8 protein-coding genes and 4 pseudogenes are annotated in these 12,060 nt (G+C 65.0%); all 12 read left to right on the plus strand.

The genetic code is table 11. The features are described 5' to 3' along the window. The first annotated feature begins 5 nt into the window (after positions 1-5). Positions 6-422 carry a helix-turn-helix domain-containing protein gene (locus tag AUC71_RS02130; RefSeq protein ID WP_069622944.1) on the plus strand — a complete coding sequence of 139 codons (417 nt, stop codon included), beginning with the start codon at positions 6-8 and terminating at the stop codon, positions 420-422. Between the two features lie 103 nt (positions 423-525). Then, entirely contained in the window at positions 526-1,701 is a 1,176-nt protein-coding gene (gene metK / locus AUC71_RS02135) for a methionine adenosyltransferase (protein ID WP_069622945.1), read from the plus strand. 174 nt (positions 1,702-1,875) lie between these two features. Next, positions 1,876-2,589 (plus strand): tRNA (guanine(46)-N(7))-methyltransferase TrmB, encoded by a 714-nt coding sequence (trmB, locus tag AUC71_RS02140; RefSeq protein ID WP_069622946.1) that lies wholly within the window; start codon positions 1,876-1,878, stop codon positions 2,587-2,589. A gap of 13 nt (positions 2,590-2,602) precedes the next feature. After that, complete coding sequence (locus tag AUC71_RS02145) at positions 2,603-3,028, plus strand: lysozyme inhibitor LprI family protein (RefSeq protein WP_069622947.1); 426 nt, start codon at positions 2,603-2,605, stop codon at positions 3,026-3,028. 178 nt (positions 3,029-3,206) lie between these two features. Beyond that, a pseudogene (gene rimP, locus AUC71_RS17235) lies at positions 3,207-3,698 on the plus strand (ribosome maturation factor RimP); the annotation flags it as partial. Positions 3,699-3,822: 124 nt separating this feature from the next. Then, positions 3,823-5,432: pseudogene (gene nusA / locus AUC71_RS02150) on the plus strand (transcription termination factor NusA); the annotation flags it as partial. Between the two features lie 92 nt (positions 5,433-5,524). Further along, positions 5,525-6,196 (plus strand): RNA-binding protein, encoded by a 672-nt coding sequence (locus AUC71_RS02155; RefSeq protein WP_069622951.1) that lies wholly within the window; start codon positions 5,525-5,527, stop codon positions 6,194-6,196. Further along, positions 6,193-8,682: pseudogene (infB, locus tag AUC71_RS02160) on the plus strand (translation initiation factor IF-2). The gene AUC71_RS02155 and the pseudogene infB overlap by 4 nt, the downstream one beginning before the upstream one ends. Before the next feature lie 50 nt (positions 8,683-8,732). Then, positions 8,733-9,125: a 30S ribosome-binding factor RbfA gene (gene rbfA / locus AUC71_RS02165; protein ID WP_069622948.1), complete on the plus strand. Its 393-nt coding sequence runs from the start codon at positions 8,733-8,735 to the stop codon at positions 9,123-9,125. 12 nt (positions 9,126-9,137) lie between these two features. After that, the gene (gene truB, locus AUC71_RS02170; RefSeq protein ID WP_069622949.1) at positions 9,138-10,055 is read left to right on the plus strand and encodes a tRNA pseudouridine(55) synthase TruB; all 918 of its coding nucleotides are present in this window, start codon (positions 9,138-9,140) and stop codon (positions 10,053-10,055) included. 153 nt (positions 10,056-10,208) lie between these two features. Next, positions 10,209-10,478: a 30S ribosomal protein S15 gene (gene rpsO / locus AUC71_RS02175; RefSeq protein WP_069622952.1), complete on the plus strand. Its 270-nt coding sequence runs from the start codon at positions 10,209-10,211 to the stop codon at positions 10,476-10,478. A 116-nt stretch (positions 10,479-10,594) separates the two neighbouring features. Next, positions 10,595-12,060: pseudogene (gene pnp / locus AUC71_RS02180) on the plus strand (polyribonucleotide nucleotidyltransferase); the annotation flags it as partial.

The following is a 12,060-nucleotide window of genomic DNA, read 5'->3' on the forward strand; positions in this document are numbered from 1 at the left end:
CGCCAATGGCAGGTAAGAAGCCTAACCCCGTTGACACGCATGTCGGGAGCCGAGTGCGCTTGCGGCGGATGTTACTCGGCATGAGCCAAGAACGCCTTGGCGACAGCATGGGACTGACGTTTCAGCAAGTGCAGAAATACGAAAAGGGCGTCAATCGCATCGGCGCCAGCAGGTTGTTTCAGATCTCCAAGATCCTCGACGTGCCGGTGCAGTTCTTTTTCGAAGAGGCCCCTTATGTGGGCGACGGGAGCAAGGCTCCCGGCATGGCGGAGCCCGACTCCGAGGCCTTTATTCTGGAATTCCTGAACAGTCGTGAAGGACTGGAGCTCAACCGCGCATTCGTCAAGATCAGCGACCCCAAGGTCCGCAAGAGCGTCGTCGATCTGGTCCGCGCTTTGAGCGCCGGCAGCGGAACCAACTAGTTCCCTCGCAAATTGCCGGGACTTGACCTCCGGCTCCACGATTGTCAGAACCGGGCCGTCCAATTCGCGCCCGGCCCAACTCGTTTTTCCAAAAGGGGAGAGCATGTCCCGAGGAAATTACCTCTTTACCAGTGAATCCGTGTCGGAAGGCCATCCCGACAAGGTGTGCGACCGCATTTCCGATGCCGTCGTGGACCTCTATCTGGCCGCCGACCCCCTGTCTCGCGTGGCGTGCGAGACGCTCGTAACCACCAACCGCATCGTGCTTGCCGGTGAGGTGCGCGGACCCGAAAGCGTCACCTCCGATGCCATCGAAGACGCCGCGCGGGGCGCGGTGCGCGACATTGGCTACGAGCAGGACGGTTTTCATTGGAAAACCGCGACGTTCGAAAACTACCTGCACGAGCAGTCGGCCGATATCGCCATGGGCGTCGACGCCGACACCGAGAGCGACAAGGACGAAGGCGCGGGCGACCAGGGCATCATGTTCGGCTTCGCCTGCCGCGAGACCGAGCCGCTCATGCCGGCGCCGATCTATTATTCCCACCGTATTCTGCACGAGATGGCGAAAGGCCGGCACGCCGGCCGCACGCCGGAGCTCGGGCCCGACGCCAAGAGCCAGGTGACGCTGATCTACGAAGACGGTAAGCCGGTGCGCGCCGACTCCGTCGTGGTCTCCACCCAGCATTCCGAGGACGCAAGCCAGGAGCGCATCGCCGAGATCGTGCGCGGCTTCATCGACGAGGTGATGCCCGAGGGCTGGGTCAACGGCAAAACCACGCTCTACGTCAATCCGACCGGCCGCTTCGTGATTGGCGGTCCCGACGGCGACGCAGGGCTCACCGGCCGCAAGATCATCGTCGACACCTATGGCGGCGCGGCACCCCATGGCGGCGGCGCCTTCTCCGGCAAAGACCCGACCAAGGTGGACCGCTCGGCGGCCTATGCCGCGCGCTACCTCGCCAAGAACGTGGTGGCGGCTGGTCTTGCCGACAAATGCACGCTGCAGGTCGCCTACGCGATCGGCGTGTCGCAGCCGCTGTCGCTCTATGCGGACTTGCACGGCACCGGGACCGTGCCCGAGGACAAGCTCGAAAGCGTACTGCGCAAGGTGATGGATTTGAGCCCGCGCGCAATTCGCGAGCATTTGGGGCTCAGCCGTCCGATCTACGAGCGTACCGCCGCCTATGGCCATTTCGGCCGGCAGCCGGAAAACGACGGCGGCTTCTCCTGGGAGCGCCTCGACCTGGTCGAGCCGATTCGCGGCGAGCTGAGCTAGCCGATTTCATTCAGGTTTAATCGCTGATGGCCGGGCTTCGCCCCGGCCATTTTGCGTTGGGGCTGGGAAAACCCGCCGAGGCCCGGCACCTACCTGCGCGAAGCCGAAGCGCCCGCTGCCGTGATGCGCATGTTAGGTAAGGCTTCGCTTCGGCGAAGGCAGGCAAGGCCAAGCATGACGGAAAAACGCGACGTATCACCGCCGGCCGGGCCTTCGCCCCTCAGATCCTATGGGCGGCGCAAGGGCAAGCGCTTGAGCCCGCGCAAGGAGCGGCTCGTCGCCGAGTTGCTTCCGGCGCTCCGCCTCGGTCTTGAGGACGTAGCCCCGGAGGATCCATGCATGCTGTTCCCCCTGCCCGTGCGGGAGGTGTGGCTCGAGATCGGCTTCGGCTCGGGCGAGCACCTGCTGTGGCAGGTGGCACAGAACCCGGACATCGGCTTCATCGGCTGCGAGCCCTTTATCAATGGCGTCGCCAGCCTGCTCGGCGCCATCGAGGATCGGGGCCTGAAAACCGTCCGCGTCCATGATGGCGACGCGCGGGAGGTGCTCGCCTGGCTACCGGATGGTGGGATCGCCCGCGCCTTCCTCTTGTTTCCCGATCCGTGGCCCAAGAAGCGGCAGGCGAAGCGGCGGTTGGTCTCGCCTGCGCTCGTGGACGCCATCGCCCGTGTCCTGGCGCGAGGCGGCGAACTGCGCTTCGCCAGCGACGATGTGGAGTATGCCGGCCAGGCGCTCCGGGCCGTCAATCGGAACGGCGCTTTCGATTGGCTGGCCTGCAAGGCCTCGGATTGGCGCTTGCGGCCGGAGGACTGGCCGGAGACCCGCTACGAGCGGAAGGCCTTGAGCGACGGCCGCAAGCCTGTCTATCTGCGCTGGCGGCGTCACTAGAGAGGAGCCTGCCATGCGCGCTTTTGCCCTCGCCTTCGCACTCATCCTGCTGCCGACAGCGGCGTCTGCCTATATCGGCGCCGACTGCTATTCGGCTTGCGCGGCGCGGACGACGACCAACCCGGAATACAAGGCTTGCCTGGCGCGCGTGGCGGACGCCGCCGACGCCAAGCTCAACGAGGCCTACACGGCGCTGAAGGCCGCCATCCGAAGCTGGGCTACGGAGCTGGGGCAGCGCCCCGACCTCCAGCTCCAATCGCTGGTCGACGCCCAAAAGAGATGGATCGCCTATCGCGACGCCAACTGCACCTTCGAGGACCAGCTTGCTTTCGGGGGCACCGCAATCGGCGGCAACTATTCGGCGTGCCTGTGCGCGCTGAGCCTGGGGCGGGCAGGAGACTTCGCCCGCATTACCGAGCAGGTGATCCCCGTCGATTAGAAACCATCGTTGGAAAACAAGCGTTTGCTTGAGGCCAAGCCGCTTGAAACCCTCGGGAAAGCACGTATATTAGCGGTCGAAACTCATGGTTGATTTGATCAGGAGTGGGCTGCGGCCCGCTCCTTTTTATTAGGGCCCACGCCTTCTGGCTGATTGGGGTCTTTGAGCCCTGCCGTCAATGCCGAGCACTGCGACACCTAAAGAACGCCGCCTCGTCCGGGAAACGGACCAGGAGCGGACAGTCGCCGAGCTTGCCGAGCCGGTGATCGAAGAGCTTGGGTTCCGCTTGGTGCGGGTGAAGATCTCGGGCCGTGACGGCGGCACGGTGCAAATCATGGCCGAACGGCCGAACGGTGAGATGTCGGTGGACGATTGCGCCACGATCAGCCGGGGACTTTCTCCGGTGCTCGACGCCTACGATCCGATGCCCGCGGCGTACAATTTGGAGGTCTCCTCCCCCGGCATCGACCGGCCTTTGGTCCGCCCGAGCGATTTCGCGTTATGGGCGGGTCACGAGGCCAAGATAGAGCTGAAGGAGCCGGTAGACGGACGTAAGCGCTTCAAGGGCACGATCGAGGACGTGGCCGGCGAGGAAGTGCATTTGAAAATTGAGCTGGATGGCAAGGCCGAGCCCGTGATTATCGGCCTTCCCTTCTCGCTCATTGGCGAGGCGAAGCTCGTCTCGATCCCGACGGCTTCAGGATGGATCTTTCGGGCAGCAAGCCCGTGCATTGAGTTTTCCGCGGCGAGCGATGCTCCCGCGAACGAACGCAACTTGAGTTGGAGGCTAGAGAATGTCCCAGGCAGGCGTGAGCGCCAACAGACTGGAGCTCCTGCAGATCGCCGATGCGGTCGCACGCGAGAAGTCGATCGACGCGAGGTGGTGATCACCGCCATGGAGGACGCCATCCAAAAGGCGGCGAAGTCCCGCTATGGCAGCGAGAACGAGATCAAGGCCGAGGTCGATCCCAAGACCGGAGAGATCTCGCTGGCGCGGCTTCTGGAAGTGGTCGAGGACGTGACCATGGAAGCGACGCAGATTTCGCTCGCCGAGGCCCGCCGCAAGAACCCGGCCGCGCAAGAGGGCGACTTCATCGCCGAGCCGCTGCCGCCGCTCGATTTCGGGCGCGTCGCGGCGCAGAACGCCAAACAGGTCATCGTGCAGAAAGTGCGCGAAGCCGAGCGTGAGCGCCAGTTCGACGAGTACAAGGATCGCGTCGGCGAGATCGTCAACGGTATCGTGAAGCGCGTCGAGTACGGCAATGTGATCGTCGATCTCGGCCGGGCCGAGGCCATCGTGCGCCGCGATGAGACCCTGCCGCGCGAGAACTTCCGCTATGGCGACCGCATCCGCGCTTATGTCTACGACGTACGGCGCGAGCAACGCGGACCGCAGATTTTCCTCTCCCGCACGCATCCCGAATTCATGGCCAAGCTGTTCGCGCAGGAAGTTCCGGAGGTCTATGAAGGCATCGTCACCATCAAGTCGGTTGCGCGCGACCCCGGCAGCCGCGCCAAGATCGCCGTGGTCTCGCGCGATGCCTCGATCGATCCCGTGGGCGCGTGCGTCGGCATGCGCGGCAGCCGCGTGCAGGCCGTGGTGAACGAGCTTCAAGGCGAGAAGATCGACATCATCCAGTGGTCGCCCGACGCCGCCACCTTCATCGTCAACGGCCTTGCGCCCGCCGAAGTGGTCAAGGTCGTGCTCGACGAGGACGCCGAGCGGATCGAAGTGGTCGTGCCCGACCAGCAGCTGTCTCTGGCCATCGGCCGCAAGGGCCAGAACGTGCGGCTGGCTTCCCAGCTCACCGGCTGGGACATCGACATCATGACGGAAGCCTCGGAATCGGAGCGCCGCCAGGCGGAGTTCGCCGATCGCTCGGCCAAATTCATGGCGGCACTGGACGTGGACGAGGTCATCGCTCAACTGCTGGCCTCGGAGGGATTCTCCTCGGTGGAGGAAGTGGCCTTTGTCGAGCCGGACGAGATTTCCTCGATCGAAGGCTTCGACGAGGACACCGCCGAGGAGATTCAGGCCCGCGCCCGCGAGCATCTCGATAAGCTCGAAGCGGAGCTCGACGCCAAGCGCAAAGCGCTCGGCGTGACCGATGAGCTGTTGGAGGTTCCGGGGCTCACTACGGCGATGCTGGTCGCGCTCGGCGAGAATGGCGTGAAGACCGTCGAAGATTTGGCCGATTGCGCCACCGACGATCTCGCCGGCTGGAGCGAACGGCAGGATAAAGAGACCATCCGTCACGGGGGCTTCCTCGACGGCTTTGGCGTGAGCCGGCCGCAATGCGAGGACCTGATCCTTGCCGCGCGGGTGAAGGCCGGCTGGATCGACGCGGCAGACCTGGCCGCCCCGGAAGAAGAGACGGAAGGCGAAACGGACGGCGAGGCCGAGGCGGATACCGAGGCCGGTACGGAAGCACAAGCGGGCGAGGCGCCCGCGCCGATGACGCGCCTGCGTCATGAGGCGATTAGGAGACAGAGCGGTTGCGGCTGGAAGCGGCAGAGCGAAACGAGACGCGGGAGCGGGCGGCGGAAACGCAGCGCCGCTGCGCCGTCACGCGCGCCCACCGCTCTAAGGACGACCTCATCCGCTTTGTGCTCGGGCCGGACGACGCGGTCGTCCCGGACCTGAAAGAGAAGCTTCCCGGCCGCGGCGTCTGGTTGACCGCCGCCCACGAAACCATCGCCGAGGCGGTCAAACGCAAGGCTTTCGGCCGGGCATTCAAGGCCCAAGTCAAGGTCCAGGAGGCGCTTCCGGACCGTGTGGGAGACCTCCTCGCCGAGGCGGCTCTCAGGGCGCTGAGCCTCGCCAACAAGGCGGGGGAAGTGGTTTTCGGCCATTCGAAGGTCGAGGAAGCCTTGAGCAAAGGGCGCGTGATCGCCGTGATTCACGCCTCGGACGCGGCCGAAGATGGTTGCCGGAAACTTGACGGCAAGGCCCGCGCGTCGACGCAAGGGCGCGGTCTCCCCTCGATCTGCGCCTTTACCGCAGATGAATTGGGTTTGGCATCGGGCCGGTCAAATGTGATACATGCTGCCCTAATCCAGGGTGGAGCGGCTCGAAAGTTTCTGGCGGCAGCCGAGCGCGCCGCGCGCTACCGCCAGGGAATTTCCGCATTCGCGGACAACTACGGATTGGATACGGACCAAGAATGAGTGAAACGAACGAGACTGAAGGCAAAACTCGCGGGCGCAAGATGACGCTCAACGTGCGCCGGACCGTGGAGTCCGGCCATGTGCGCCAGAGCTTTAGCCATGGGCGCTCAAAGTCCGTTCTGGTCGAGAAGAAGAAGCGCCGGTCGGTCGGCTCGAGCGGTGCGGCTGCACAGCCGGCCGAGGAGGCCAAGCCGAAAGTCGCGGCGCCCGCGCCGAGGCAAGGCCCGCCAAGCCCGCCGCCGAAGAGAAACAGCGCCGTTCCGGCGTGGTGCTGAAGCAGCTTTCCGAGGAAGAGAAGGCGCTCGCGCCAAGGCGCTCGCCGATGCAAAGGTGCGGCAAGCCGAGGAGAAAGAGCGCGCCCAGGAGACCGCAGCCCAGGAGACCGTTCTCGCCGAGCAGCGCGCCAAGGAAGCCGAGGAGGCCGAGGAGCGCAAGCGCAAGGAAGACGAGAAAAAGGCCGTCGAGGAGACGGCTCCGCCCAAGGCCGAGGAGCCCGCGCGCAGCAAGCATCTGAAGCAAGAGGCCGAGGAACAGCCGTCGCGTACGCCGGACGCCCGCCACAAGAAGAGCCCCGCAGCCCCGCGGCGCGGCGACGACCGGCGGGTCCGTGGCCGCTTGACCATTACCAACGCGCTCGACGAGGAGCAGCGCCAGCGGAGCCTTGCCTCGCTGAAGCGCCACCGCGAGCGTCAGAAGAAGCAAGGCACGGGACCGCAAACTGCGCAGAAGATCGCGCGTGAGGTGGTGATCCCCGAGGTCATCACGATTCAGGAACTGGCCAACCGCATGGCCGCGCGCGGCGTCGACGTCATCAAGTACCTGATGAAGGACGGCGAGATGCACAAGATCACCGATGTGATCGACTCGGACACGGCGCAGCTCATCGCCGAGGAGTTCGGCCATACGGTACGCCGGGTGTCGGAAGCGGACGTCGAAGAGGGCTTCATTGGAGCCGAGGACGATGCGGAGGATTTGCAGCCGCGCGCGCCCATCGTCACCATCATGGGCCACGTGGACCACGGCAAGACCTCGCTGCTCGACGCGATCCGCCAGGCCAATGTCGTCGCCTCCGAGGCGGGCGGCATCACCCAGCATATCGGCGCCTACCAGGTCGTGGTGCCGTCTGGTCAAAAGATCACCTTTATTGATACGCCCGGCCATGAGGCGTTCACCGCCATGCGGGCCCGCGGCGCCAAGGTCACGGACATCGTCATCCTGGTGGTGGCGGCGGATGACGGCGTGAAGCCGCAGACCATCGAGGCGATCAATCACGCCAAAGCCGCCGAGGTGCCGCTGATCGTCGCCATCAACAAGATCGACAAGCAAGGCGCCGACCCCAAGCGCGTGCGCACGGAACTGCTCAGCCACGAGATCGTGGTGGAGAGCCTGGGCGGCGACACGCTGGAAATCGAAGTGTCCGCCCTCAAGAAGACCAATCTCGACAAGCTGCTCGAGGCGATCGCACTGCAGGCCGAAGTGCTGGAACTCAGGGCCAATCCGGAGCGCGACGCCGACGGCGTCATCGTCGAGGCCAAGCTCGAACGGGGCAGAGGCCCGGTCGGTACGGCGCTCGTTCAGCGCGGCACGCTCCACCTCGGCGATATTATCGTGGCCGGCTCCGCTTGGGGCCGTGTGCGCGCGCTGATCGACGATCTCGGCGAACAGGTCAAGGAGGCCGGCCCCTCGGTGCCGGTCGAGGTTCTCGGCTTCGATTCTGCGCCTGAGGCCGGCGATCAATTCGCCGTGGTCGAGAGCGAGGCCCGGGCCCGCGAGATCACCGACTATCGCATGCGCGAGCGCCGCAAGCGGCTGGCCGTGGCCGGCCAGCGCGGCAGCCTCGAGCAGATGATGAGCCAGTTGAAGGAAACCGGCGTCCAGGAATTCACGCTCGTGATCAAGGGCGACGTGCAGGGCTCGGTCGAGGCCATTTGCGCGGCTCTCGCCGCACTCGGCACCGACGAGGTCAAGGCCCGCATCGTGCATGCGGGTGTCGGCGGCATCACCGAGTCCGACGTGTCCTTGGCGCTGACGTCGGGCGCCGCGCTGCTCGCGTTCAACGTGCGCGCCAACGCGCAGGCCCGCGAGGCCGCAGAGCGCGACGGCGTCGAGATTCGCCAATATTCGGTCATCTACGATCTGGTCGACGACATTAAGCAGGCCATGTCCGGCCTGCTTTCCCCCTCGGTGCGCGAGACCTTCCTCGGCAACGCCGAAATCCTGGAGGTGTTCACCATCTCCAAGGTCGGCAAGGTGGCCGGCTGCCGCGTGACCGAAGGCAAGGTCGAGCGCGGCGCCCAGGTCCGTCTGATCCGCGACAACGTCGTGGTGCACGAGGGCAAGCTCTCCACACTCAAGCGCTTCAAGGACGAAGTGAAGGAGGTGGTGTCGGGCCAGGAATGTGGCATGGCCTCGAGGGCTACCAGGACATGCGACAGGGCGACGTCATCGAGTGCTTCGAGGTCGAGCACGTCAAGCGCACGCTGTAAGCGCCGCGCATGGCGCCGCCGATTTCCGGCGCTTTTGAGAGAAGCCATTCATGACCGCGCGAGACAAGGGCCCTAAGGCCCCGAGCCAACGCCAGTTGAAAGTCGGCGAGGTGATCCGCCATGCGCTGGCGGAGATCTTCGTCCGCGGCGAGGTCATGGACGAAGTGGTCAGCAAGCACTCGCTCACCGTGCCGGAAGTCCGCATGACGCCAGATCTCAAGCTCGCCACGGCCTATGTCATGCCGCTCGGCGGTGGCGAGGCGGAAGAAGTGGTGGCGCATTTGGAGAAGCACAAGCGCTTCCTGCGCGGCGAGGTGGCAAAGCGCGTCAATCTCAAATTCATGCCGGAGTTGAGGTTCAAAGTGGACGTCTCGTTCGAGGAGTCCGCCCGGATAGACGCCCTGCTCGCCTCTCCGCAAGTCGCCCGCGACCTCGACGACTAGGCAGGATCAGGCATGGCGCGTCGGCGTAAGGGCCAAGCGGTCAGCGGCTGGCTGATCCTCGACAAGCCGGAAGGCCTGACCTCGACCAAGGCGGTGGGACGGGTGCGCTGGCTCTACGACGCCACCAAGGCGGGGCATGCCGGGACGCTCGATCCGCTCGCCACCGGCATCCTGCCGATTGCCTTCGGCGAAGCGACCAAGACGGTGCCTTTCGCCGTCGAAGGCGCCAAGGCGTATCGGTTTACCGTGCGCTTCGGCGCGGCGACCGACACGGACGACACCGAAGGCAAGGTGACCGAGACCTCCGATCTGCGGCCGTCCCGCGAGGAAATCGAAGCGGCGCTGCCCCAGTTCACCGGCGCCATTTCCCAGGTCCCCCCGCGCTACTCGGCCCTCAAGGTGGACGGCGCGCGGGCCTACGATCTCGCCCGTGACGAGGAGGAGTTCGAGCTCGCCCCGCGGACCGTGACGATCGACCGGCTCACGCTCGTGGATCTGCCCGACTCCGGCCATTGCGTGCTGGAGGCCGAATGCGGCAAGGGCACCTATGTCAGGGCGCTGGCGCGCGATCTCGGCCGGGCGCTCGGCTGTCTGGGCCATGTCTCGGCGCTGCGCCGCACCCGGGTCGGCGGTTCAGTGAAGCGGAGGCCGTCAGCTCGAAGAGGTCGAGGCAGCCGCCGGCGAGAGCCGGGAGGCGGCGCTGCCCTGCTTCATCCGGTGGAGACGGCGCTGCAGGACCTGCCGGCCCTGAACTTGAGCAGTTCCGACGCGGCCAGGCTCCGCCAAGGCCAGCCGGTGCTGCTAAGGGGCCGTGACGCCCCGATCATCACCGGTCCCGTCTACGCGGTTTCAAAGGGGGCGCTAGTGGCTCTGGGGGAGGTCTCCCAAGGCGAATTCAAGCCTCGGCGGATCTTTAACCTGACGGGCTGACGGCCCAAATTCCGCTGGTCTCGGGGGCGATAATCCCTATAGTGCGCGCATCGCGGGCCCCGCTTTTCGGGGCTTTTTCGCGCATTCCGAATGACCGTGCTGGACGACATCCCGGCTCGGCCCTGTCAAACCCTCAAATATAAGGATATCCCGATGTCGATTAGCGCTGAGCGCAAGCAAGAGCTTATCAAAGAGTACGCGACCAAATCAGACGACACCGGATCTCCGGAAGTTCAGGTCGCGATCCTGACAGAACGGATCACCAATCTTACCGAGCATTTCAAAACGCACGGCAAGGATAATCATTCGCGCCGTGGGCTGCTGAAAATGGTCAGCCAGCGGCGGCGTCTGCTCGACTACGTCAAGGCGTCAGATCAGGACCGATACCAGAAGCTCATCAACCGACTCGGTATTCGCCGGTAGGCCATGTCCGCCGTGCAGACGCGGCGGTTGAGCTTCCACGCATATGAACGGGCCAGTCCTTGCGCCACCGGGCGTCAAGGGCGGCCTTATCTTTCCCCGCTCATTGGGACACGCACATGTTTGATAAACACACCGTAGAAATCGAATGGGCCCGACGCCCACTCAAGTTCGAAACCGGGCGCATCGCCCGACAGGCCGACGGCGCCGTACTGGTCACCTATGGCGAGACATCCGTTCTGGCCACCGTCGTCTCCGCCAAGCAGGAGCGGGTCGGTATCGACTTCTTCCCGCTGACCGTGAACTACCAGGAAAAGACCTTCGCCGCGGGCAAGATCCCCGGCGGCTATTTCAAGCGCGAGGGACGTCCGACCGAAAAGGAAACCCTCACCTCACGCCTGATCGACCGGCCCATCCGGCCGCTGTTCGCCAAAGGCTTCAAGAACGAGACCCAAGTCATCATCACCGTGCTGTCGCACGACATGGAGAACGATCCCGACATCGTCGCCATGGTTGCCGCCTCCGCGGCACTGACGATTTCCGGCGTCCCGTTCCTCGGTCCGATCGGCGCAGCGCGCGTCGGCTATATTGACGGCAAATACGTGCTGAACCCGATGGTCGACGAGATGCCCGAGACGTCGCTCGACCTGGTCGTGGCCGGTACCGCCGACGCCGTGCTGATGGTGGAATCGGAGGCCAATGAACTTCCCGAAGACATCATGCTCGGCGCCGTGATGTACGGCCATGAGCATTTTCAGCCGGTGCTCGACGCCATCGTCAAGCTCGCCGAGCGCGCCGCCAAGGAACCCTGGGACCTCAAGCCCGTGGACAACGGGGAGATGGTCGACAAGGTGCGCGCACTCGCCGAGAGCGGGCTGCGCGAGGCCTACGCCATTTCTTCCAAGCAGGAGCGCCGCGACGGCATCTCCCAGGTCAAGGAGAAGGTGGTAACCGAGCTCGTCCCCGAGGACGATGACGGCACGATCGCCGGCAAGGTCTCCAGCGCCTTCAAGGAAGCCGAGAAGGACCTTGTGCGCGGCAGCATCCTCGACACCAAGAAGCGCATCGACGGCCGCGACCTGGTGACGGTGCGTCCAATCTCGTGCGAAGTCGGCATCCTGCCTCGGACGCACGGTAGCGCGCTGTTTACCCGCGGCGAGACGCAAGCGCTTGCCGTCACCACGCTTGGCACCGGCGAGGACGAGCAGTACGTCGACGCCCTGGCGGGCACCTACAAAGAAAGCTTCATGCTGCACTACAACTTCCCGCCCTACTCGGTCGGCGAAGCGGGCCGCATGGCTCTCCGGGGCGCCGTGAAATCGGTCACGGCAAGCTTGCCTGGCGGGCGATCCACCCTGTCCTGCCCGATCGCGAGCAGTTCCCCTACACCATCCGCATCGTGTCCGAGGTCACCGAGTCGAACGGCTCCTCGTCCATGGCCACGGTGTGCGGCTCCTCACTCGCCATGATGGACGCGGGCGTCCGCTGAAGCGCCCGGTCGCGGGCATCGCCATGGGCCTCATCAAGGAAGGCGACAAGTTCGCCGTTCTGTCCGACATCCTGGGCGATGAGGACCATCTCGGCG

The sequence above is a fragment of the Methyloceanibacter marginalis genome, from assembly GCF_001723295.1.
In the GTDB taxonomy this organism is placed as follows: domain Bacteria; phylum Pseudomonadota; class Alphaproteobacteria; order Rhizobiales; family Methyloligellaceae; genus Methyloceanibacter; species Methyloceanibacter marginalis.